The organism is Streptomyces sp. NPDC014991 (assembly GCF_043080665.1).
Lineage (GTDB): Bacteria > Actinomycetota > Actinomycetes > Streptomycetales > Streptomycetaceae > Streptomyces.
On sequence record NZ_JBIBVY010000008.1, the window covers coordinates 214,967 to 237,947 of the forward strand.

21 protein-coding genes are annotated in these 22,981 nt (G+C 72.9%); 5 read left to right on the plus strand and 16 right to left on the minus strand.

What is annotated here, in order from left to right:
- Positions 1-11: 11 nt before the first annotated feature.
- The 12 genes from ACF1BE_RS15695 to ACF1BE_RS15750 form a co-directional block, all read right to left on the minus strand.
- Positions 12-1,145: a polyprenyl synthetase family protein gene (locus tag ACF1BE_RS15695; RefSeq protein WP_392199570.1), complete on the minus strand. Its 1,134-nt coding sequence runs from the start codon at positions 1,143-1,145 to the stop codon at positions 12-14.
- Entirely contained in the window at positions 1,145-2,572 is a 1,428-nt protein-coding gene (gene hpnE, locus ACF1BE_RS15700; RefSeq protein WP_392199571.1) for a hydroxysqualene dehydroxylase HpnE, read from the minus strand. The genes ACF1BE_RS15695 and hpnE overlap by 1 nt, the downstream gene beginning before the upstream one ends.
- On the minus strand, positions 2,569-2,688 hold the full coding sequence (locus tag ACF1BE_RS15705) for a DUF6380 family protein (RefSeq protein ID WP_392199572.1): 120 nt from the start codon (positions 2,686-2,688) through the stop codon (positions 2,569-2,571). Before ACF1BE_RS15705 ends, hpnE begins: the two co-directional genes overlap by 4 nt.
- On the minus strand, positions 2,688-3,650 hold the full coding sequence (gene hpnD / locus ACF1BE_RS15710; protein ID WP_392199573.1) for a presqualene diphosphate synthase HpnD: 963 nt from the start codon (positions 3,648-3,650) through the stop codon (positions 2,688-2,690). The genes ACF1BE_RS15705 and hpnD overlap by 1 nt, the downstream gene beginning before the upstream one ends.
- A complete protein-coding gene (gene hpnC / locus ACF1BE_RS15715; protein ID WP_392199574.1) occupies positions 3,647-4,546 on the minus strand; it encodes a squalene synthase HpnC in 900 nt (299 codons plus the stop codon). Before hpnC ends, hpnD begins: the two co-directional genes overlap by 4 nt.
- 359 nt (positions 4,547-4,905) lie before the next feature.
- Positions 4,906-5,694 (minus strand): ABC transporter ATP-binding protein, encoded by a 789-nt coding sequence (locus ACF1BE_RS15720; protein WP_392199575.1) that lies wholly within the window; start codon positions 5,692-5,694, stop codon positions 4,906-4,908.
- On the minus strand, positions 5,687-6,616 hold the full coding sequence (locus ACF1BE_RS15725; protein ID WP_392199576.1) for an ABC transporter permease: 930 nt from the start codon (positions 6,614-6,616) through the stop codon (positions 5,687-5,689). Before ACF1BE_RS15725 ends, ACF1BE_RS15720 begins: the two co-directional genes overlap by 8 nt.
- Positions 6,617-6,705: 89 nt before the next feature.
- A complete protein-coding gene (locus tag ACF1BE_RS15730; RefSeq protein WP_392199648.1) occupies positions 6,706-7,578 on the minus strand; it encodes a glycosyltransferase family 2 protein in 873 nt (290 codons plus the stop codon).
- A 5-nt stretch (positions 7,579-7,583) separates the two neighbouring features.
- Positions 7,584-8,369 carry a CDP-alcohol phosphatidyltransferase family protein gene (locus ACF1BE_RS15735; protein WP_392199577.1) on the minus strand — a complete coding sequence of 262 codons (786 nt, stop codon included), beginning with the start codon at positions 8,367-8,369 and terminating at the stop codon, positions 7,584-7,586.
- Positions 8,347-9,408: an iron-containing alcohol dehydrogenase family protein gene (locus ACF1BE_RS15740; protein WP_392199578.1), complete on the minus strand. Its 1,062-nt coding sequence runs from the start codon at positions 9,406-9,408 to the stop codon at positions 8,347-8,349. Before ACF1BE_RS15740 ends, ACF1BE_RS15735 begins: the two co-directional genes overlap by 23 nt.
- On the minus strand, positions 9,396-10,148 hold the full coding sequence (locus ACF1BE_RS15745; protein WP_392199579.1) for a sugar phosphate nucleotidyltransferase: 753 nt from the start codon (positions 10,146-10,148) through the stop codon (positions 9,396-9,398). The genes ACF1BE_RS15740 and ACF1BE_RS15745 overlap by 13 nt, the downstream gene beginning before the upstream one ends.
- Positions 10,145-11,992 (minus strand): DUF5941 domain-containing protein, encoded by a 1,848-nt coding sequence (locus tag ACF1BE_RS15750; RefSeq protein WP_392199580.1) that lies wholly within the window; start codon positions 11,990-11,992, stop codon positions 10,145-10,147. The genes ACF1BE_RS15745 and ACF1BE_RS15750 overlap by 4 nt, the downstream gene beginning before the upstream one ends.
- A gap of 264 nt (positions 11,993-12,256) precedes the next feature.
- Here ACF1BE_RS15750 and galE point away from each other — a divergent pair, with 264 nt between their 5' ends.
- The 3 genes from galE to idi all read left to right on the plus strand — a co-directional run bounded on the left by galE (position 12,257) and on the right by idi (position 15,168).
- Positions 12,257-13,228, plus strand: a complete 972-nt coding sequence (gene galE, locus ACF1BE_RS15755) for a UDP-glucose 4-epimerase GalE (RefSeq protein ID WP_392199581.1) — start codon at positions 12,257-12,259, stop codon at positions 13,226-13,228.
- 221 nt (positions 13,229-13,449) lie between these two features.
- Positions 13,450-14,391: a cation diffusion facilitator family transporter gene (locus tag ACF1BE_RS15760; RefSeq protein ID WP_392199582.1), complete on the plus strand. Its 942-nt coding sequence runs from the start codon at positions 13,450-13,452 to the stop codon at positions 14,389-14,391.
- A 183-nt stretch (positions 14,392-14,574) separates the two neighbouring features.
- Entirely contained in the window at positions 14,575-15,168 is a 594-nt protein-coding gene (idi, locus tag ACF1BE_RS15765) for an isopentenyl-diphosphate Delta-isomerase (RefSeq protein WP_392199583.1), read from the plus strand.
- 6 nt (positions 15,169-15,174) lie between these two features.
- Here idi and ACF1BE_RS15770 read toward each other — a convergent pair whose 3' ends face one another.
- Entirely contained in the window at positions 15,175-15,666 is a 492-nt protein-coding gene (locus tag ACF1BE_RS15770) for an ATP-binding protein (protein ID WP_392199649.1), read from the minus strand.
- Positions 15,667-15,942: 276 nt separating this feature from the next.
- On the opposite strand from ACF1BE_RS15770, the gene ACF1BE_RS15775 reads away from it, so the two are divergent.
- Entirely contained in the window at positions 15,943-16,698 is a 756-nt protein-coding gene (locus ACF1BE_RS15775; protein ID WP_392199584.1) for an enoyl-CoA hydratase/isomerase family protein, read from the plus strand.
- On the opposite strand, the gene ACF1BE_RS15780 is transcribed toward ACF1BE_RS15775, so the two are convergent.
- Complete coding sequence (locus ACF1BE_RS15780) at positions 16,685-17,320, minus strand: DJ-1/PfpI family protein (RefSeq protein WP_392199585.1); 636 nt, start codon at positions 17,318-17,320, stop codon at positions 16,685-16,687. The genes ACF1BE_RS15775 and ACF1BE_RS15780 overlap by 14 nt on opposite strands.
- A gap of 72 nt (positions 17,321-17,392) precedes the next feature.
- Complete coding sequence (locus tag ACF1BE_RS15785; protein WP_392199586.1) at positions 17,393-18,352, minus strand: GlxA family transcriptional regulator; 960 nt, start codon at positions 18,350-18,352, stop codon at positions 17,393-17,395.
- 194 nt (positions 18,353-18,546) lie between these two features.
- Between ACF1BE_RS15785 and ACF1BE_RS15790 the strand changes: the two genes are divergently transcribed.
- Entirely contained in the window at positions 18,547-20,967 is a 2,421-nt protein-coding gene (locus tag ACF1BE_RS15790) for a Tex family protein (RefSeq protein ID WP_392199587.1), read from the plus strand.
- Between the two features lie 287 nt (positions 20,968-21,254).
- Here ACF1BE_RS15790 and ACF1BE_RS15795 read toward each other — a convergent pair whose 3' ends face one another.
- On the minus strand, positions 21,255-22,895 hold the full coding sequence (locus ACF1BE_RS15795; RefSeq protein WP_392199588.1) for an ABC-F family ATP-binding cassette domain-containing protein: 1,641 nt from the start codon (positions 22,893-22,895) through the stop codon (positions 21,255-21,257).
- Positions 22,896-22,981 lie beyond the last annotated feature (86 nt).

Consider the following 22,981-nt stretch of genomic DNA (forward strand, 5'->3'; position numbering starts at 1 on the left):
GCCGGTGACGGTCACCGCTTCCGTACGACGACGAAGTCGGCGAGGGCCGTGAAGGAGTCCCGCACCCGGTCGGGCATGTCGACGGCGTCGAGGGCCTCGACGGCGATGGTGTGCTGACGGCGCGCCTCCCGCGCCGTCCATTCGCGGCCGCCGGCCTCCTCGATGAGGGCCGCGCGGGCCGCGAACTCCTCCTCGGAGAAGTTCGCGAAGTCGCTGCTCTTGGCGTCGGCGGCGAGGATCTCCCCGAGCTGGTCCGAGGCGGGGCCGCCGGCCGCGAGCGCGGCCACCACCGGCAGGGACTTCTTACGCTGGCGCAGGTCGCTCCACGTCTGCTTGCCGGTGGCCTCCGGGTCGCCCCAGATGCCGAGGAGGTCGTCGACGGCCTGGAAGGCGAGGCCGAGGTGGTATCCGTAGCGCTCCAGCGCGTCGGCGGTGGCGTCGTCGGCTCCGCCGAGGACCGCGCCGATGGAGGAGGCGCAGGCGAGCAGCGCGCCGGTCTTGTTGCCCTCCATCTCCAGGCACTCCTCGACGCTGACGCGGTCGCGGTGCTCGTAGGAGATGTCCTGGGCCTGACCGTCGATCAGGGCGCGGGTGGCGCTGGTCAGCCGACGGGTGGCGCGGCCGGCCTCGACGGTGCCGAGTTCCAGCAGGACCTCGTTGGCGAGGGCGAACAGGGCGTCACCGACCAGGATGGCCTGGGCGGGCCCGTGCACCTTCCAGACGGTGTCCCGGTGCCGGCGCTGCTCGTCGCCGTCCATCAGGTCGTCGTGCAGCAGGGAGAAGTTGTGCACGAGTTCGACGGCGACCGCGCCCGGGATGCCCGCCTCGGGTGCGGCGCCGGTGACCTCGGCGGAGAGAACGGCGAGCGCGGGGCGGACGGCCTTGCCGCCGTCGCCGTCGGCGGGGTTGCCGGCGGCGTCGATCCAGCCGAAGTGGTAGGCGGCGACGGTGTCCATGGGAGGCGCCAGGCGGTCGACGGCCGCACGCAGGACCGGTGTGGCCAGGGTCCGGCCGCGCTCCAGCAGCGCGGTCACGTCCACCGCGGCCCGTGGAGCGGGCGTCGAGGCCGGGGGCACAGTGGGCACAGTCTCTCCTCTTGTTGCGGTACCGGGGGTGCGGGGGCCTGCCGCCCGCTGACCGGGCATCAGGTCGCCTCCTCGAAGCCGAAGAGGCGGCGGGGGCGGGGCCGGCCCAGGGCGCCGAGCGCGGCGTCGGCCGCGCTCACTCCACTGCGGACCGCACTCTCCATGGTCGCGGGCCACCCGGTGGCGGTCCACGCTCCGGCCAGGTACAGGCCGGGGGCCTTGGTGCGGGCGCCGGGCCGCAGCCGCCCGACGCCGGGGACGGGGGCGAACGTGGCCGTGCGCTCCCGGGTCACGAAGAAGTCCTCCACGACGGCCGTACGCGTCGCCGGGATCAGTCGTGCCAGCTCGGGCAGGTAGCGCTGACGCAGTTCGGCGACCGGGGTGTCGATCTCGTCCTGCGCGGCCGACTGGGACAGGGCGAGGTACTGGCCGGTACGCAGTCCCGAGGCGTCGGTGCGGTCGAAGACCCACTGCACCGGGGTGCCGAGTGCGGCGAAAAAGGGTTTCGCCAGGACCCGGCGGTCGTAGACGACGTGGACGTTGAGGATCGGCGCGGTGCCGATCTCCAGCAGCCGCCGCGGCGCGTCGAGGGCGCCGGACGGCAGCAGTTCGTGGGCCTCGCGCTGGGGTACGGCGAGGACGACGGCGTCGGTCTCCAGCGTCTCGCCGGGAACCTGAACGCTCCAGGCCCCGTTTGCGTTGAGGGAGAGGGAGGTGACGCGTGTACGGACCTCGGTACGGACGCCCGCGGAGTCGAGCGTCCTGCGGGCCAGCCGGTCGTGCAGTTCGCCCAGCGGGACGCGGGCCCAGCCGATGTCGGCCGCGCCCGGGGCGGACAGCAGACCGGTCCTGAACACCATCGCGGCGAGCCCCAGCGAGGCGTCGCCCGCGACCGCGTTGAGGGTGGCGACCCCGACCAGGTCCCACAGGGCCTCGATGGCGCGTGCCGACTGGCCGTGCGCGGCCAGCCAGCTGCCGAAGTCCTGTGCGTCCAGGGCCGGATCGGCGGGGTCGAGTCCCTTCAGCGCGAGCGCGGCCCGTCCGACGGCCGCGCGCTCGGCGAGCGAGAGGTGCGGATAGGCGGCCAGGCTGCGCCCCAGGTGGAGGGGGACGGGCAGCGGGTCGCGCCGCAGCCGGCCGAGCCGCCTGCCGGCGGGCTTGGTGACGTCGACGACGGGCACGTCCAGGCGGTCCTGGAGCGGCGCCAGCGCCGCGCCCTCGATCCGGTCGAGGAACCAGCGGTAGGCGGTGCAGCAGCGCAGGTAGACGTGCTGGCCGTTGTCGACGGTCAGCTCGCCGCGCCGGAAGGAGAAGGCGAGGCCGCCCAGGCGGGGTCTGCCTTCGAGCAGGGTGACGCGGACGCCGGCGTCGGCGAGGGCGAGCGCCGCGGTGATGCCGGCGAGGCCGCCGCCGACCACGACGGCGCTGCGGCCCGCCGGCTGCGGGGTCGCGGCGTGCGCCGGTGCGGGGCGTGGGCCGTCGCTCATCGTGCGTCCTTCCGTGCGTGCCGGTTGAACGGTGCACGCCCGGCTGTCACAGTGAGGGACGCCGCGCCGCGGCGGAGGGTTGCCCGGCCTCTGCCGTCCGGTCCCGGGAGGTCCATCAGGCGCGCCTCCTGACGGACCGCCGGGAGACATGGCGGGTCACGTGCCGGGTGTCGAGCCCGGACAGGCCGCGCACGGCGACGTAGGCCTTCTCGTGTCCGGGCAGCGAGACCCGGCCGCGCAGCACGGCCGCCGGGTCGCGCTCGATGCGGTCGAGCAGCCGGCGGTAGATGCCGGCCATCGCGGCCACGCAGGCGCCGCTGCGCCGGTCGAGCATGGGCAGCAGTCGGTAGCCCTCGGCGAACAGGGCGCGGGCGCGGCGTACTTCGAAGTGCACGAGGCCCGCGAAGTCGGAGCCGTCCGGCGGCGTCGGCCCGTGGAACCCGGCCGAGCAGCCGAACTTGGCGAGGTCGTCGGCGGGCAGATAGGTGCGGCCGCCGTCGGCGTCCTCGCGGACGTCCCTGAGGATGTTGGTGAGCTGGAGCGCGAGACCGAGGGTGTCGGCGTACTCGGGTGCGCGCTCCGCGCCGCGGGCCCCGGCTTCGGTGCCGAACACGCCGAGCGAGAGGCGGCCGATGGCACCGGCGACACACCGGCAGTAGACCTTCAGGTCGTCCCAGGTCTCGTAGGTCTGTCCGCGCACGTCCATCTGGACGCCGTCGATCAGCTCGTCCAGGCCGCCGAGCGGGACCGGGAAGGCCTGTGCCGCGTGGGCGAGGGCGACGGCCACCGGGTCGGTGTCGTCCTCCTCGACCTTGCCGTCCCTGACCCGGGCGAGCAGCGTGCGGGTGTCCTCGAGGCGGCCCAGTTTGACCTCGCCGGCCAGGTCGCCGTCGCCGATGTCGTCGACCCGCCGGGAGAACGCGTACAGCGCCGACATGGCGCGGCGCTTGGCCGTCGGCAGCAGCCGGATGCCGTAGGCGAAGTTGCGGGCCTGCTGCCCGGTGACGGTCTCGCAGTAGCTGTAGGCGGCGAGTACCGGTGCGGACACGTGCTGCGGAGAATCCACGGTCCGGATCACCCCTTTCCTCGCAGGATCACGCCCGCCTCACGCAGCAACCGGAGCGTGCCGGGCTCGGGCGGACCGGGAAGTACGTCGAACTCGGCGGCGGCGATCGCCCGGATCGCCGCCCTCCCCCCCGCCACGAACCCCGCGAGCAGCAGTTTCAGCCTGCCGTGGACGCTACCCACCAGGGGGGCGCCTTCATTCAGCAGATCGCCGGCGCGTTGTGCTTCATATGCAACCAGGGCGCGCACCGATGCGCCCGCGGTTTTCACGGCGAGGTCCCTCTCCTGGACGTGGAAGCGCTTCATGTCCTGCGCGGGCAGGTAGATCCGGTCGCGGCCGAGGTCCTCGGCGACGTCCTGGAGGTGCTCCACGATCTGGAGGGCGGTGCAGACCGCGTCGGAGCGCCGGATGCGCTCGGGGGTCGAGGTGCCGGTGACGGCGAGGACGAGGCGGCCGACGGGGTTGGCGGACAGCTCGCAGTAGGCGAGGAGGTCGTCGTAGGTCTCGTAGCGGGTGACGAGCTGGTCCTGGCGGTTGGCGGCGATCAGCCCGAGGAAGGGTTCGGGCGTGAGGGCGTGGCGGCGGACGGTCGGCTGGAGGCGGCGCAGCAGCGGATGGCGCGGGGTGCCGTCGAAGACGCGGCGCAGGTCGGTCTCGAAGGCGTCGAGGAGGACCAGCCGGTCCTCGGCCTCGTCCGGCGACACGCCGAGCAGGCGGGCGTCGCCACCACCGGGGGCGAGGTCGCCGTCGCCGATGTCGTCCACCAGACGGGCGAAACCGTAGACGGCCATGAGGTCGTCGCGCCATGCCCGGGGCAGGAAGAAGGGGGCCACGGGGAAGTTCTCGCTCGCGGCCTTGTCCAGGGTGGCGCGTACCGGGTCCGGCGCCGGGTCGGTGGCGGCCGTCATCGCACGCTGCCCGGGGCGGGGACGGCACATGCTGCGTCGAGCAAGGGAGTCTCCGTAGCCATTGCCGTCACATCTCCCGTTCTACACTGCCGACCTAATACACACTATTTCGGACACGCCGCCCGGCCGCGCGCGAGGCGCCCCGACGGAGGGTGTCGTGCGTTATCGCCCCACTTGCCGGGTTCCGGCGCCGGTACAGCTTACGTTGTACAACGCGGCACGGATCGCCGGGGTGTCCCGCACATCACAACAACACACCGATTGGCTCCAAGATTCCTGAGCCCAGCGGGAGTTGACGTTTCCTTTGCAGACGCAGGGCCCCGCCGGACGGATACCGGCGGGGCCCTGGCCGAAACGGGTCACTTGCCCGTGAACTTCTCGTACTCCTTCAGGACCTCGTCGGTGGGTCCGTCCATGCGCAGTTCACCGCGCTCCAGCCACAGCACACGGTTGCAGGTGTCGCGGATCGACTTGTTGTTGTGACTGACCAGGAACACCGTTCCGGCCTCCTTGCGCAGTTCCCGGATGCGCTCCTCCGAGCGCTTCTGGAACTTGCGGTCACCGGTGGCCAGCGCCTCGTCGATCATGAGCACGTCGTGGTCCTTGGCGGCGGCGATGGAGAACCGCAGCCGGGCGGCCATGCCGGAGGAGTACGTGCGCATCGGCAGGGTGATGAAGTCGCCCTTCTCGTTGATGCCCGAGAAGTCGACGATGTCCTGGTAGCGCTCCTTGACCTGCTCCCGGGACATGCCCATGGCGAGGCCGCCGAGGATGACGTTGCGCTCGCCGGTGAGGTCGTTCATCAGGGCCGCGTTGACGCCGAGCAGGGAGGGCTGGCCGTCGGTGTAGACCTTGCCCTTCTCGGCGGGCAGCAGGCCGGCGATGGCACGCAGCAGGGTGGACTTGCCGGAACCGTTGGAACCGATCAGCCCGATGGCCTCGCCGCGGTACGCGACGAAGGACACCCCCCGCACGGCGTGCACCTTGCGCACCCCGCGCCCCGCGTCGTCGGAGCCGCGTCTGAGGATCCGGCTCAGGGCCGCCGTCGCGCTGCCCTTGCCGGTCCTGGCGCCGTTGACGCGGTAGACGATGTGCAGCTCGTCGGCGATGACCGTCGGGCGACGCTCGCCGTTGTCGTGTTCAGCCACGGCCGTACCGCTCCTCCGCCTTCCAGAAGTACACGAAGCCGCCGGCGAAGACCGCCAGGGCCCAGAACAGGGCGATGGCCCACACGTGCGGCGGCAGGTTCGAGGCACCGTAGCCGTCGATCAGCGCGAACCGCATCAGGTCCATGTAGATCGCGGCCGGGTTGACCTGGAGCAGCCGGACGATCCACTCGGGGCGCCCCTCCAGCATCTTGTTGATCGAGAACATGACGCCGGAGGTGTACATCCAGGTGCGCAGCAGGAACGGCATGAGCTGCGCGAGGTCCGGCGTCTTGGCGCCCATGCGGGCCACGATCATCGCCAGCCCGGTGTTGAACAGGAACTGGAACACCAGCACGGGCACGATGAGCAGCCAGGACACGCTCGGGTAGCTGCCGAAGCCGATCGCCACGACGAACAGCACGATCATCGAGAACAGCAGCTGCTGGAGCTGCTGGAGCGAGAAGGAGACCGGCAGCGACGCGCGCGGGAAGTGCAGGGCCCGCACCAGGCCGAGGTTCCCGGAGATCGCCCGGACCCCGGACATCACCGAACTCTGGGTGAAGGTGAACACGAACACGCCGGTGACCAGGAACGGGATGTAGACGTCCCGGGACATCCCGCGGCTGGCCTGCAGGATCACGCCGAAGATGAAGAAGTACACGGCCGCGTTCAGCAGCGGCGTGGCCACCTGCCACAGCTGGCCGAGCTTGGCCTGGCTGTACTGGGCCGTCAGCTTCGCCTGGGAGAAGGCGAGGATGAAGTGGCGGCGCCCCCACAGCTGACGGACGTACTCCACGAGCGAGGGCCGGGCGCCGCTGACGGTCAGCCCGTACCTGGCGGCCAGCTGGTCCGCTGTCGGTCCCTCGTCGGGCGACGGGGCCGCGGTCACCGCGACCGTGCCGTCGTGCGTGGTCTCACTCACAGGTGGAAACTTTCGTCTTCGGGTTCGCGTTCGAGTTCGTCGTCCGGTGCGTCCGTCGGCGGGCGCACGGGCCCTCACGGACGAGCTTGTCAGATGACCGGGGGACGGCCCAGTCGGGTGAGGCGCCACACCGTACGCCAGCGCATCGGGCGGCGTGGACCGCACGGTGTGCTCCAGCCTTCCCGGAACCCGCCGAACCAGGCCTTCAGGGCCGGCCGCGAAGGGCGGCGCAGGAGGGTGAGCAGCAGCCAGACCCCGAGGTAGACGGGGACCAGGAGGGCGGGCAGGTTGCGGCGGGCCAGCCAGACGCGGTTCCGGGCGACCATGCGGTGGTAGACCGCGTGCCGCGAGGGCGCGGTCGTCGGGTGGTACAGCACCATGTCGGACCGGTAGTCGATCATCCAGCCCGCGTCGAGGGCCCGCCATGCCAGGTCGGTCTCCTCGTGGGCGTAGAAGAACTCGTCCGGGAGCCCGCCGACCTCGGCGAAGACGCGGGTGCGTACGGCGTTGGCGCCGCCGAGGAAGGTGGTGACCCGGGAGGAGCGCATCGGGTCGGCGGCGCGCAGCCGGGGCACGTGCCGGCGCTGGGTCTCGCCGGTGCCGGGGTCGGCGATGCGGAAGCTGATGATGCCGAGTGCCGGGTCGGCGGCGAAGGCCTCCCGGCACAGCTCGGCGGTGTCGTTCCGGGCGAGCAGGCCGTCGTCGTCGAGGAAGAGCAGGATGTCCACGTCGCGGCCACTGGGACCGAAGGCCTCGATGCCGACGTTGCGGCCGCCGGGGATGCCCAGGTTCTCGGGCAGCTCGACGGTGCGTACGCCGGCCGGCACGTCCGGGACCGGCGAGCCGTTGCCGACGACGACGACCTCGACCGGGTCGCCGTCCTGCTTGGCGACGGAGTCGAGCAGGGCCCGCAGCTCCTCGGGCCGGTTGCCCATGGTGATGATGACGGCGCCGACCTTCACGGCACTCACCGCAGCCTGCTGGACGCGAGGACGGACACCAGGTGCAGCAGCGTCTGGAGCACGGCGATGCCGGCGAGGACGGCGGTGCCCAGACGGGTGAAGAACAGGTCGCCGCGGGCCTGGTCCGCGATGGCGAGGACCAGGATGAGCAGCGAGGCCTCGATGCCGAGGATGAGCCGGTGGAACCGCAGCGCCGAGGCGGCGCGGCGGGCCAGCGCCATGCCCGCGGAACGCGGCTCGGCGACGCCCGCCGCGTCCTGCACGGGCGGCATCCCGGCCTGGTGGCGGGCGACGCCGACCAGGTCGGTCTCGGCCTTGATCAGGACGGCGCCGAGCGCGGCGAGGGTGCCGAGGAAGGCCCACAGCCAGTCGATGCGGCCGCTGCCCCACAGGTCGGCGGCGCGCAGGCCCAGGCCGACCAGCACGGCCGCGTCGGTGAGGTAGGCGCCCACGCGGTCCAGGTAGACCCCGCTGAGCGAGTACTGCTTCTTCCAGCGGGCGATCTCGCCGTCGACGCAGTCCAGCAGGAGGTACAGCTGGGTGGCGACGATCCCGAGGACGGCGCCCGCGATCCCCGGCACCAGCAGGGCCGGGGCCGCGAGCACGCCGCAGACGGTCATCAGGTACGTGAGCTGGTTGGGCGTGACCCTGGTGTCGACCAGGTAGCGGTCGACACGCAGGGACACCTCACGCATGTAGAGGCGTCCCGCCCAGTGCTCACCGCTGCGCCGGTCCTTCACCCCCGCGGGGTGGACGACCGGACGGAGTTCAGCTACCGATGGCCTTGACATAGTCGGCGTAGATGTCCTTGATCTGGTTCGTCTTGAGGTCGAGGTGTTCGATGATCGTGTAGCGGCCGGGCCTGGTCTCCGGGGCGAACTCCACCACGCGGACGAACTCGTCCACCGTGAAGCCGATCTCCTCCGGCAGCACCGGAAGCCCGTGCCGGCGCAGCACCCCGGCCATGTACGCCGACTCCTCGTGCGCGCCGCGCAGGTACATCGCGAAGGCGGCGCCGAGGCCGCACTGCTCGCCGTGGGCGGCCGCCCGCCTGGGGTAGAGCAGGTCGAAGGCGTGGTTGATCTCGTGGCAGGCGCCGGAGGACGGGCGGGAGTCACCCGACACCGACATGGCGATGCCGGTGAGGACCAGCGCCTCGGCCAGTACCTGGAGGAAGCCGTCGTCACCGACCCCGCCAGGGTGCCTGAGCACCGCCTCGCCGGCCTGACGGGCCATGGCGGCGGCCAGGCCGTCGATCTTCTCGCCGTTGACGCGGTGGGACAGCTCCCAGTCCGCGACCGCGGAGATGTTGGAGATGGCGTCGCCGATGCCGGAGCGCACGAACCGGACGGGCGCCTCGCGGATCACGTTCAGGTCGATGACGACCGCGATCGGGTTCGGCACGCCGTACGAGCCGCGGCCCGCGTCGTTGTCGAGGGTGGCGACCGGCGAGCACAGACCGTCGTGCGCGAGGTTCGTGGCGACGGCGACCAGCGGCAGGCCGACGCGGGCCGCCGCGAACTTGGCGCAGTCGATGATCTTCCCGCCGCCGAGGCCGACGACCGCGTCGTAGTGGCCGGCCTTTATGTCGCCCGCCAGCCGGACCGCGTCGTCGATGGTGCCGCCGTCGACCTCGTACCAGGTGGCGCCGGGCAGCGAGGGGGCGATCCGGTCGCGGAGCCGGGCGCCCGACCCGCCGCTGACGGCGATGGCGAGCCGGCCCGACTGGGAGATGCGCTCGTCGGCGAGGACACAGGCCAGGTCGTCGAGGGCACCCGGGCGGATGTCCACGACGACCGGCGAGGGAATGAGCCGGGTCAGTACTGGCACGCGATCTCCCGTCCCCGGGCGAGGTCGTCGTGGTTGTCGATCTCCACCCACGGGACCTCGCCGATCGGCGCGACGTCGATCCTGAAGCCGCGGTTCACCAGCTCCTGGTATCCGTGCTCGTAGAACTGCTGCGGGTCGGTCTCCCACACCGTCTTCAGCGCGTCCGCCAGCTCGGGGGCGGCGTCGCCCTCGATCAGGGTGACACCGATGTACTCGCCGGTCGCCTCGGCCGGGTCCATCAGCTTGGTGATCTTCCGGACGCCCTTGGCGGGGTCGACGACGACCTTCATCTCCTCATCGGCGAGGGACTTGACGGTGTCCAGCGCGAGGATGATCCGCCTGCCCTCGCCGCGGGCGGCGAGCAGCGTCCGCTCCACGGAGACCGGGTGCACGGTGTCGCCGTTGGCGAGGATGACGCCGTCCTTCAGGGCGTCACGGCCGCACCACAGCGAGTAGGCGTTGTTCCACTCCTCCGCCTTGTCGTTGTCGATGAGCGTGAGCTTCAGGCCGTACTTCCGCTCCAGGGCCGCCTTGCGCTCGTACACGGCCTCCTTGCGGTAGCCGACGATGACCGCGACCTCGGTCAGCCCGATCTCGGCGAAGTTGCCGAGGGTCAGGTCCAGAACCGTCGGTTCGCCCTCTATGCCCGCGGGGCCCACCGGCACCAGAGCCTTGGGAAGGCTGTCGGTGTAGGGGCGCAGACGCCGTCCGGCGCCGGCCGCCAGCACGAGGCCGATCATGCGGGTTCTCCTTCATCGTGTACGGCGGGCGCGCCACCCTTGTGGGCGGACACCCAGAAGCGGATGCTCTCGACGAGCACCAGCAGGGCGACGGCCACGGCGAGGACCGTGAGCGCGGCCTTGAACTGCGAGGCGGTGAGCACCGCGGCCAGGACGGTGACGAGCAGCGTCCGCCCTTCCTGCCCCCCGACGGCACGCACCAGCCAGGCCGGGGGCGCTCCGGCGTTGCCGCGGATGCGGTACACCGTGTCGTAGTGATGGTAGGCGACGGCGGCCACCAGGCCGAAGGCCGCGGGAAGGGCCCCGTTCACCCCCGCTCTGCCGGCCAGGGCGAGCACGGTGCCGTACTCGGCGGCCCGGAAGAAGGGCGGCACCAGCCAGTCGAGGGCGCCCTTGAGGGGGCGGGCGACGGCGAGGGCGGAGGTGAGGACGTACACGAGGGCGCCGGCGACCGGCAGGACACCGCCGAACCCGGTCAGCGCCGAGGAGGCGACGACCGCGGCACCGCCGAGCAGGGCGACGGCGGGCACGGCGAGACCGGGCAGGCCCCGCCCGGCCACGCGCCCGATCGTCTCGGCGAGCGGGCCGGAGTCGGTGAGGTCGGCGAGCGCCTGCGCCGCCCGGTCGGTACGCCGGGCCCGTCGGGTCACCGAGCGCAGCACGCGGCCGGCCGTCGTGTAGGTGGCCGCGAAGGCGCAGCCGGCGAGCAGGACGTAGAAGGTGATCCGCGGGGTCGTCGCGGCCGTGAGCACGGCGATCATCGCCCAGCGCTCGCCGATCGGCAGCACGATCATGCGGCGCAGCCAGACCGTCCAGCCGACGCTGTCGAGCTTGTCGGAGAGGGCGGCGGTGGGGCTGGTGTTGGCGGTGGCGTCGTGGTTGGCCTCGTTGAAGGAGAAGTCGACCACGTGCCGGCAGGTCTGGAGGATCATCGCGCCGAGCGCGAGCGCCCACACGTCGTCCCCGCCGCGGGCCGCGCCGAGCGCGAGGCCGGCGTAGTAGGCGTACTCCTTGGCCCGGTCGAAGGTGGCGTCGAGCCAGGCGCCGAGCGTGGAGTACTTGAGCGCGTAGCGGGCGAGCTGGCCGTCGGTGCAGTCGAGCACGAAGGACGCGATGAGCAGCACGCCGGCCGCGACGAAGCCGCCGCGGGTGCCGGTGGCCGCGCAGCCGGCCGCTATCAGGGCGGTGAGGAGCGAGGCGGTGGTGACCTGGTTCGGGGTCAGGCCGCGACGGGCGCACCAGCGGGCGAGGTAGCGCGAGTAGGGGCTGATGAAGAACGTGGTGAAGAAGCCGTCGCGGGACTTCACTGCCGACTTCAGGCGTACGGCCTCGTCGTCCACTGCGGCGACGGCCTGCCGGGCCTCGTTGCGGGCCTGCGGGTCGGCGGGCACGGTGGCGACCAGACTGCCCAGCTCGGGCCGGTGCACGGCGCCGCCCTCGGCGTCGAGGGCGGTGACGACGTGGTCGGCGAGGCTGTCCGGGGCGAGCGCGGGGGCGCCGCCCGGTGCGAGCGCCGCCGGCTCGCCGGCCGTACCGGTGCCCGCGGAGGTCTCGCGCGCCACGGCCCGGGTGAGCGCCTGCCGGGCGGCCGGCTGGGCGGTGACCGCTCCGGGGACGGCGGCGAGCGGGAAGCGCGGGTCGGTCAGTCCGAGACGCAGGGCGTGCGGGTGGCCGACGAAGCGGGAGTCGACCAGGGCCACGCGCCGGTCGGCGGGCACGGCGGCCAGCAGGGTCTCCGCCTCGGCGGCGTCGGCGGCCACGCGCACGTCGAAGCCGAGGGACCGCAGATCGTTCTCGAGTGACGATCCGGGCACCGGCTGACCGGTGACGATGGCGGTCGACAACCGAACTCACTCCCTGGGTGCCGGCGCGCGGGCGCCGGTCTTCTGCGTGGTGGGGCGCCCTGCCTGCGGCACCCGGGCGGCATGTCGGCAGAGGCTATCGGATGGGCCGGGGCCCGTGTTCACCGGCCGTTCACGGCCCGGCCCACGGGGGCTGCCCCGGCCTTTGCCGCGATCATCATCGGGGATCCGGGCCCCGGCCCACAAACCCTGGGAGCAGACCCGGGCATCCGGGACACCGGGCGGCTCGGCATAGGGTGGGCGACCATGACGTGGCTGATCACCGGCGGAGCCGGATACATCGGGGCGCACGTGGCACGGGCCATGACGGGCGCCGGGGAGAGCGTCGTGGCGCTGGACGACCTGTCGGCCGCCGTGCCCGCGCGGCTCCCGGCCGAGGTGCCGCTCGTCCGGGGCTCGACGCTGGACGGGGCGCTGCTCAAGCGGGTCCTCACCGAGTACGGCGTGACGGGCGTGGTCCACCTCGCGGCGCGCAAGCAGGTCGCGGAGTCGGTGGCGCAGCCCACCCGCTACTACCGGGAGAACGTGGGCGGACTGGCCACGCTGCTGGACGCGGTCGCCGAGGCGGGTGTCGGCCGGCTGCTGTTCTCCTCGTCGGCGGCGGTGTACGGCAACCCGGACGTGGACCTGATCACCGAGGACACCCCGTGCGCCCCGGTCAACCCGTACGGCGAGACCAAGCTGGCCGGGGAATGGCTGGTGCGGGCGGCGGGACGGGCGCACGGCATCTCCACGGTGTGCCTGCGCTATTTCAACGTGGCGGGTGCGGCGGCGCCGGAACTCGCGGACACGGGGGTGTTCAACATCGTGCCGATGGTCTTCGACCGGCTCACCCGGGGCGAGGCCCCGCGGATCTTCGGCGACGACTATCCGACGCCGGACGGCACCTGCGTGCGGGACTACATCCATGTCGCCGATCTCGCGGAGGCCCATCTCGCGGCGGCCCGGCGGCTCGCCGGCGGTGAGGTCACCGGTGACCTGACGCTGAACATCGGCCGGGGCGAGGGCGTCTCGGTGCGCGAGCTGATCACGGTCATCGGGTCGGTCACCGGGGACCGCAGGGCGCCCCTGGTGGAGGGGCGCCGCCCCGGCGACGCGCCCCGCGCGGTGGCCTCGGCCGAGCGGGCCGCCGAGGCCCTGGGCTGGCGGGCCCGGCGCGGGGTACGGGAGATGGCGGAGTCGGCCTGGCAGGGCTGGCGACTGCACCACGGCGGGTGAGCGGGCGGGGCGCGTGCGCCGGCGGGGAGGGTGAGCCGGCTCCGGTGCGGCGAGGGGACGCGCGGACGGCGGGCGGACCCGTCCGGGGGTCGGCAGCGCTCTGACCTGCGGAACGTTTACGCAGGTCAGAGCACATGACAACGGTGTTCAGTCCCGCGTTGCCCCCTACCCCGGCCCCGTAGTTGACTGGCCTCCCGGCAGGCACACGGAAGGCGGTAGTCATGGGGGCAGGGCACGACCACGGGCACGCGCACTCCCACGTGCCGGCCACGGGTACGGCCACGGCCGCGTACCGGGGCCGGCTGCGGATCGCGCTGGGCATCACGCTCACGGTCATGCTGGTCGAGATCGCCGGCGGCCTGCTCGCGGACTCGCTCGCGCTGATCGCGGACGCGGCGCACATGGCGACCGACGCCGTGGGCCTCGGCATGGCACTGCTCGCGGTCCACTTCGCGGGCCGCCCGCCGAGCACCAACCGCACCTTCGGCCTCGCCCGCGCGGAGATCCTCGCCGCACTGGCCAACTGCCTGCTGCTGCTCGGGGTCGGCGGATACGTGGTGTACGAGGCGGTGCAGCGGTTCGTCGAGCCCGCGGACACCCGGGCGGGGCTGATGATCGTGTTCGGTCTGGTCGGCCTGGTCGCGAACTCCGTCTCGCTGGTGCTGCTGATGCGCGGGCAGAAGGAGAGCCTGAACGTGCGCGGCGCCTTCCTGGAGGTGGCCGCGGACGCCCTCGGCTCGGTGGCGGTGCTGATCTCGGCGGCCGTGATCCTCACCACCGGGTGGCAGCCCGCCGACCCGGTCGCCTCGCTGCTGATCGGGCTGATGATCGTGCCGCGGACCGTCAGGCTGCTGCGCGAGACGCTGGACGTACTGCTGGAGGCGGCGCCCAAGGACGTCGACATGGCGGAGGTCCGGGCGCACATCCTGGCGCTGGACGGTGTGGAGGACGTCCACGACCTGCACGCCTGGACGATCACCTCGGGGATGCCGGTGCTGTCGGCGCACGTGGTGGTCAGCTCGGAGGTGCTGAACGCCATCGGCAACGAGAAGATGCTGCACGAACTGCAGGGCTGTCTCGGCGACCACTTCGACGTGGAGCACTGCACGTTCCAGCTGGAGCCGGGCGGGCACGCGGAGCACGAAGCGCGGCTGTGTCACTGATCGTCCGTACGGCCGTTCGACGTCTCACGGGCGGTTCCCGGGGGCGTCCGGCGGGCACGATGATCCCCCGGGTCCGGCGTCGCGTGCCACACCGTGCGCGGACGGCTCCCCTGCCGGGAAGTGCCGGGAGCGCCGGATTCGTACGGCAGACTTGGGGTGCGAAGACCGAGGCGAAGGATGGGTATGCCGATCACACCTGCCACCGCGACGCACAGCTCGTCGCAGGGCACCGAAGAGGCGATTCTGCTGGAACTGGTCGACGAGAAGGGTGTGACGACCGGTACGGCGGAGAAGCTCGCCGCCCATCAGCCGCCGGGACAGCTGCACCGGGCGTTCTCGGTGTTCCTCTTCGACGAGCGGGGCCGGATGCTGTTGCAGCAGCGGGCGCTCGGCAAGTACCACTCCCCCGGTGTGTGGTCCAACACCTGCTGCGGTCACCCGTACCCCGGCGAGGCGCCGTTCGCGGCGGCCTCCCGGCGCACGTACGAGGAGCTGGGCGTGTCGCCCTCGCTGCTCGCGGAGGCCGGCACGGTCCGGTACAACCACCCGGACCCCGCCTCGGGCCTGGTGGAGCAGGAGTACAACCACCTGTTCGTCGGCCTGGTGCAGGCCGCGCTCGGGCCGGATCCGCAGGAGGTCGCCTCGACGGCGTTCGTGACGGCGGCCGAGCTGGCCCAGCGGCACGCCCAGGACCCGTTCTCGGCCTGGTTCATGACCGTGCTGGACGCGGCCCGTCCGGCGATCAGGGAGCTGACGGGCCCGTCCGCGGGCTGGTAGGGGTCCTCAGGAGAAGTCGGGCTTGAGCGGCAGGGCGGCCCAGATCACCTTGCCGCCGCTCGCGGTGTGCTCGACGTCGACCACTCCGCCCGCCTCCCGGGCCACCTCACGGACCAGGAGCAGGCCCCGGCCGCCGGTCCGGCCGTGGTCGGCCTCCAGGGCGGTCGGACGGTAGGGGTGGTTGTCCTCGACGGACACCCGTACCCACTCGGCTCCGACGGCGACCTCGACGGCCAGCACCGGCGACAGCAGTGCCGCGTGCCGGACCGCGTTGGTGACCAGCTCGGAGACGATCAGCAGCAGCCCGTGCACCAGGTCGTCGGGGACCGGCACGCCCTGGCGCAGCAGCAGGTCCCGTACCGCGTGCCGGGCCTGCGGGACCGAGGCGTCCACCGCGGCCGCGGTGAACCGCCAGACGCCTTCGTACGGCAGTGGATCGGGCGGCCGGTCGCCGCCCTCCGCTGGGCGCCGGCCGTCCCCGCGCCCGTGGTTGTCCATTGTCAGGTCGCCACCCTCGCACTCGATTGTCACCACGCGTCGAGTGTTGGTAACAATCCGCTGCGGTCCGGATGCCTGAACGCAAGTCAGCGGGTATCGAGCGATTTCTGACCGAGTGCGCATGTCGTGGTCACGCGCGGGACCGTTTCTGTCGCCCGGGCGCGGGTTCGCGAACTAGTCCGACGATACGGCGCCGGCCGTGGCCGGCCGGCCGGTTGCCGCCCGCGGGTGCGGACGCCGGGTCCGGCGGACGGCGGCTTCGGTACGATCCGCCGCATGGAGCCCCAGCTGTCCCACCAGGTCACCGACTCCGTCGCCACCGTGGTGATCCGTCATCCCGCCAAGCGCAACGCCATGACGGAGGAAATGTGGCGGGCCCTGCCGCCGCTGCTGGACGCGCTGGCGCACGACCCGGGTGTGCGGGCGCTGGTACTGACCGGCGAGGGCGGCACCTTCTGCGCGGGCGCCGACATCTCCACGCTGCGCGGGTCACCGGACCGGACACCCGGCCTCGCGGTGGCGGCCGAGGAGGCGCTGGCCGCCTTCCCCAAGCCGACCGTCGCCGCGGTGCGCGGGCACTGTGTGGGCGGCGGTGCGCAGCTCGCGGTGGCCTGCGACCTGCGGCTGGCGGAGGAGGGCGCGCTGTTCGGGGTGACACCGGCGAAGCTCGGCATCGTCTATCAGGCCTCCTCGACCCGCCGGCTGGTGTCCCTGGTCGGCCCGGCCACGGCCAAGTACCTGCTGTTCACGGCCGAGCTGATAGACGCCGGGCGGGCCCTGCGGACCGGTCTCGTGGACGAGGTGTTGCCCGGGGGCGAACTGGACGGGAGGGTGGCCGAGTTGACCCGGGTCCTGGTGTCCCGCTCGCAGCTCACCCAGGCCGCCGCCAAGGAGTTCGCGAACGGCCGCACGGACCGGGACGCCCACTGGGCCGGGCAGGCACGGGGCAGCGGCGACACCGCGGAGGGGGTCGCCGCGTTCCTGGAGCGCAGGCAGCCGCACTTCACCTGGAGCGTGTCTACGTCAGGATGAAACGGCTCGCGGAGCGGAACTCCGCGACGAGGTGGGCCGGCGCCTTCTTGGGCGACCCGGCGTCGTAGGGCGGCTGCGGGTCGTACTCCGTCAGCAGTTGGACGGACTGGGCGTGTTCGTCGCCGGCGATGGTGCCGAGCAGCGTGAGGCCCATGTCGATGCCGGACGACACGCCCGCCGCGGTGACGTACTTGCCGTCCACGACCACCCGCTCCCCCGTCGGCTCGGCCCCGAAGCCGCGCAGCTGGTCCAGGGCCAGCCAGTGCGAGGTGGCACGGCGCCCCCGCAGCAGCCCGGCGGCGGCCAGCAGCAGCGAGCCCGTGCACACGGAGGTGGTCCAGGCGCTGGCGGCGTCGGCCGTGCGCAGCCAGTCCAGCAGGACGGGGTTGTCCATCTGCGCCGTCTGGCCTGGACCGCCGGGCACGATCACGATGTCCGGGCGCGGTACGTCGTCGAGGCCCCGGTCGGCGGTGAGCGCGAGGTTTCCGGTGTCGGTGCGGACGGGTCCGGTCCGCTCGGCGACGAACACGGTCTCGGAGTCCGGCAGCCGGCCGAGGGTCTCGTAGGGGCCGACGGCGTCGAGGGCGGTGAAGCGGTCGTAGAGGACGACGGCGATCTGCACGCTGTTTCCTTCTCTCGGGTTCGGTGACCATGAGTCGGGGCAGGTGACGGCGACCAGGAAGGGTCGACCCGGTCAGGTCACGGGGGCGGGGCGGAAGCGGCGGCGGTACTCGGCCGGAGAGGTGCCGAGGGCGCGGAGGAAGGCGCGGCGCATGGCCTCCGGCGTGCCGTGGCCGCTCGCGCGGGCGACCTGCTCGATGCCGTCGGTGGTGTCCTCCAGCAGGCGGCGCGCGTGCTCCAGGCGGACGCGGTCGACGTACCGGCCGGGTGTCGTACCGGTCTCGGCCTGGAAGGCGCGGGCGAAGTGGCGCGGGGAGAGGGCGGCCCGGGCGGCCAGCGCCTCGACGCCGAGGTCGCCGTCCGGGTGCTCGGTGATCCACTGCTGGATGTCCCGGAGGGGTTCCCGCCGGGCCGTCTGGGCGGCCAGCTGGGCGCTGAACTGAGCCTGGTTGCCCGGCCTGCGCAGGAAGACCACGAGGTGGCGGGCGACGGTCAGCGCCGCCTCCCTGCCCAGGTCCTCCTCCACCAGTGCGAGGGCGAGGTCGATGCCCGCGGTGACCCCGGCCGAGGTGGCCACGTTCCCGTCGCGCACGAAGATCGGGTCGGGGTCGACGTGGACGGCGGGGTGGTCCCGGGCGAGCTTGTCGCAGTACGCCCAGTGGGTCGTGACGCGCCGGCCGTCCAGCAGCCCGGCCCGGGCCAGCGGGACGGCGCCGGTGCAGACGGAGACGAGGCGCGTGGCCCGGGGGCCGTGCGCGCGCAGCCACTCGACCAGCCGTGGATCCGGATCGCGGGTCCCCTCCCCGCCGGGGACCAGCAGGGTGTGCGGATCCGCCGCGTCCGCCAGGGAGCCGTCCGGTACCAGGATCAGCCCGCTGGAGGTGCGCACGGGCCCGCCGTCCAGGGAAGCCGTACGGATCCGGTACGAGCCCGGGGTGTGCCGTTCCGCGCCGGCGAAGACTTCCACGGGGCCGGTGACGTCGAGGCTCTGGAGGCCGTCGAAGACGGTGAGGAGTACGGATCGCTGCGGCATGACAGCGATTGTTCGCGGCTGTGGCGATGGCCGCAATGACGTGTTTCCCACCTTTTCGGCCACGCGGGATTCCGCGGCGCCGCGTGCCCGCGGCCGGGGACCCGCGCCCCGCCGCGCGTCGCTCTGATCCCCGGTTGTCGGTGTCACCTGCCACAATTGCCGCGCAACCTCAGTGGAGAAGGCGGTACGGGATCGTGACGACACCCGGTTCCCTGGCAGCAGGGTCCATCGAAGGCAGGATCGCCGAGGAACTCGGCGTACGGGAGCGGCAGGTGAAGGCCGCGGTGGAACTGCTCGACGGCGGTTCCACGGTGCCCTTCATCGCCCGCTACCGCAAGGAAGCGACCGAGATGCTCGACGACGCGCAGCTGCGCACGCTCGAGGAGCGGCTGCGCTACCTGCGGGACCTGGAGGAGCGGCGGACCGCGATCCTGGAGTCGGTGCGGGAGCAGGGCAAGCTGACCGAGGAGTTGGAGGCCCGTATCCGCGGCGCCGAGACCAAGGCGCGCCTGGAGGACGTCTACCTGCCCTACAAGCCCAAGCGGCGCACCAAGGCGCAGATCGCGCGCGAGGCGGGCCTGGAGCCGCTGGCGGAGGGGCTGCTGGGCGATCCCACCGTCGATCCGGCGGCCGCCGCGGCGGCGTTCGTCGACGCGGACAAGGGCGTCGCCGATGCCCACGCCGCGCTGGAGGGCGCGCGGGCGATCCTCACCGAGCGGTTCTCCGAGGACGCCGACCTGATCGGCGAGCTGCGCGAACGCATGTGGGTCCGCGGGCGGCTGGTCGCGAAGGTGCGGGAGGGCAAGGAGGAGGCGGGCGCCAAGTTCGCCGACTACTTCGACTTCGCCGAACCGTTCACCGCGCTGCCCTCGCACCGCGTCCTGGCGATGCTGCGCGGCGAGAAGGAAGAGGTCCTGGATCTCGTCCTGGAGCCGGAGGAGCCCACGGAGGGGCCGTCCTCGTACGAGGGCGTCGTCGCCGCGAAGTTCGGTATCGCGAACCGGGGCCGCCCGGGCGACAAGTGGCTCAACGACACGGTCCGCTGGGCCTGGCGCACCCGCCTCCTGGTCCACCTCGGCATCGACCTGCGCCTCCGGTTGCGTACGGCGGCCGAGGACGAGGCGGTGAACGTGTTCGCCGCGAACCTCCGCGACCTGCTGCTGGCCGCGCCGGCCGGCACCCGCGCGACACTCGGCCTGGACCCCGGTTTCCGTACCGGCGTCAAGGTCGCCGTCGTCGACGCCACCGGCAAGGCCGTCGCCACGGACGTGATCCACCCGCACGTGCCGGCCAACAAGTGGGACGAGGCGATCGCCAGGCTGGCGGAACTGGCCCGGGCGCACGCGGTCGAGCTGGTCGCGATCGGCAACGGCACGGCCTCCCGCGAGACCGACCGGCTCGCCGGTGAACTCATCGCCCGGCACCCCGAGCTGAAGCTCACCAAGGTGGTGGTGTCCGAGGCCGGCGCCTCCGTCTACTCCGCCTCGCAGTACGCCTCCCAGGAGCTGCCCGGCATGGACGTGTCGCTGCGCGGCGCGGTCTCCATCGCCCGGCGCCTCCAGGATCCGCTGGCGGAACTGGTGAAGATCGACCCCCGGTCGATCGGTGTCGGCCAGTACCAGCACGACCTGTCCGAGGTGAAGCTGTCCCGTTCGCTGGACGCGGTCGTCGAGGACTGTGTGAACGGCGTCGGCGTGGACGTCAACACCGCGTCCGTGCCGCTGCTGTCACGGGTGTCCGGCATCTCCGCCGGGCTCGCCGAGAACATCGTCGCGCACCGGGACCAGAACGGTCCCTTCGTCTCCCGCGCGCAGCTGAAGAAGGTGCCGCGGCTCGGCCCGAAGGCGTACGAGCAGTGCGCGGGCTTCCTGCGCATCCGGGGCGGCGCCGACCCGCTGGACGCCTCCAGCGTGCACCCGGAGGCGTACCCGGTGGTGCGCCGCATGGTGAAGACCACGGGTCAGGAGGTGGCCTCCCTCGTCGGCAACACGGGCGTCCTGCGCTCGCTGCGGCCCGCCGACTTCGTGGACGACACGTTCGGCCTGCCGACCGTCACCGACATCCTCAGGGAGCTGGAGAAGCCGGGGCGTGACCCGCGTCCCGCCTTCCGGACGGCCACCTTCAAGGAGGGCGTGGAGAAGATCTCCGACCTGTCCGCCGGGATGGTCCTGGAGGGCGTGGTGACGAACGTGGCGGCGTTCGGCGCGTTCGTCGACATCGGTGTCCACCAGGACGGTCTGGTGCACGTGTCCGCGATGTCGAAGACGTTCGTCAAGGATCCGCGCGACGTCGCGAAGCCGGGTGACATCGTCCGGGTGAAGGTCCTGGACGTCGACATCCCGCGCAAGCGGATCGCGCTGACCCTGCGCCTGGACGACGAGGCGGCCCCCCAGGGCGAGGGCGGCGGCAGGCCGCAGCGCGGCGGCACCCGGCCGCCCCAGCAGCGGCAGAGCGGCGGCGGCCAGGGGCGTCGGCAGAGCGGTGACCAGGGTCAGCGGCAGGTCCGTGGGGGCGGCGACCGGGGCGGCCGGCAGGCGCCGGCGCCGGCGCCGGCCAACAGCGCCATGGCCGACGCCCTGCGCCGCGCGGGCCTGCTGAACCCGAAGAAGCGCTGACCGGCCGGGGCCGGGGCACCACTGCTCCGGCCCCGCGGAGAGTCCGCCCCCCCGGACGGCGCCCTCCGGCGGCACCCCGCCGCGGATCACCGGCCGGAGCGGCGGGGCAGCCGCGGGTCCGGGCCCTCTCGTTCGGATCATCCCGGGCCAGCGAACCTGGTACCGCTCCCTGATGCGGCCTGACCCGAACGAAGGACCCTAGGGCCTCTCTTTCGGATCTTGCCGGGGCCGTGGGGTCTGGCACGCGGCGCCCGCGATCCCGGCCGGCCTGATCCGAAAGAAAGGCCCTAGCGCTCGGTCACCTTGCCGGCCGCCACCTCGAGGCGTCGGGTCACCCGGACCGCGTCCAGCATGCGCCGGTCGTGGGTGACCAGCAGCAGGGTGCCCTCGTAGGCGTCGAGGGCCGACTCCAGCTGCTCGATGGCCGGCAGGTCCAGGTGGTTCGTCGGCTCGTCCAGGACCAGGAGGTTGACGCCCCGGCCCTGGAGCAGGGCGAGCGCGGCGCGGGTGCGCTCGCCCGGGGAGAGGGTCGCCGCCGGGCGCAGGACGTGGCCGGACTTCAGGCCGAACTTGGCGAGCAGCGTGCGGACCTCCGCCGGTTCGGTGTCGGGTACGGCCGCGCAGAAGGCGTCGAGCAGGGACTCGGGCCCGTGGAACAGCTTGCGGGCCTGGTCGACCTCGCCGACCAGGACACCGGAGCCCAGGGCCGCGTGTCCCGCGTCGAGCGGGACGCGGCCCAGCAGGGCGCCGAGCAGCGTGGACTTGCCCGCGCCGTTGGCCCCCGTGACCGCGACCCGGTCGGCCCAGTCGATCTGCAAGGACACCGGGCCGAAGGAGAAGCCGCCGCGCCGCACCTCGGCGTCGCGCAGCGTCGCCACGACCGCACCGGAACGCGGCGCGGACGCGATCTCCATGCGCAGGTCCCACTCCTTGCGCGGCTCCTCGACCACCTCCAGACGCTCGATCATGCGCTGGGTCTGGCGGGCCTTCGCGGCCTGCTTCTCGCTGGCCTCGCTGCGGAACTTGCGGCCGATCTTGTCGTTGTCGTTGCCGGCCTTCCGCCGGGCGTTCTTGACGCCCTTGTCCATCCAGGACCGCTGCGTCTGGGCGCGGTCCTGGAGGGTGGACTTCTTGTCGGCGTACTCCTCGTACTCGTCGCGGGCGTGCCGGCGGGCCACGTCCCGCTCCTCCAGGTAGGCCTCGTACCCGCCGCCGTAGAGGTTGATCTGCCGCTGGACCAGGTCGAGTTCGAGGACCTTGGTGACCGTGCGGGTGAGGAACTCGCGGTCGTGGCTGACGACGACCGTGCCCGCGCGCAGGCCGGTGACGAACCGCTCCAGACGCTCCAGGCCGTCCAGGTCGAGGTCGTTGGTGGGCTCGTCCAGGAGGAAGACGTCGTACCGCGACAGCAGGAGGGACGCGAGGCCGGCGCGGGCCGCCTGACCGCCGGAGAGCGAGGTAGTCGGCTGCTCCAGGTCCACGGCCAGGCCGAGGGAGTCGGCGACCTCCTCGGCGCGTTCGTCGAGGTCGGCGCCGCCGAGACCGAGCCACCGCTCGAGGGCGGTCGCGTAGGCGTCGTCGGCGCCGGGCGCGCCGTCGACCAGCGCCTGGGTGGCCTCGTCCATGACCCGCTGGGCCTCGGCGACGCCGGTGCGGCGGGCCAGGAACTCCCGGACGCTCTCTCCCGGCCTGCGCTCCGGCTCCTGCGGCAGATGGCCGACGGTCGCGGCCGGCGGGGACAGCCGGAGTTCGCCCTGCTCGGGCGGGGTGAGGCCGGCGAGCATCCGCAGCAGGGTCGACTTGCCCGCGCCGTTGGCGCCGACCAGCCCGATGACGTCGCCGGGCGCGACGACCAGGTCGAGCCCGGAGAACAGGGAGCGGTCGCCATGGCCGGCGGCGAGGTTCTTGGCAACGAGGGTGGCAGTCATCAGGCGTCGATCCTAATGGCCGTACGCGCGTGGCTCAGCCCCGTTTCCGCCGCTCACCGGCGCCCCGGGCACACCTGCCCGCCCCT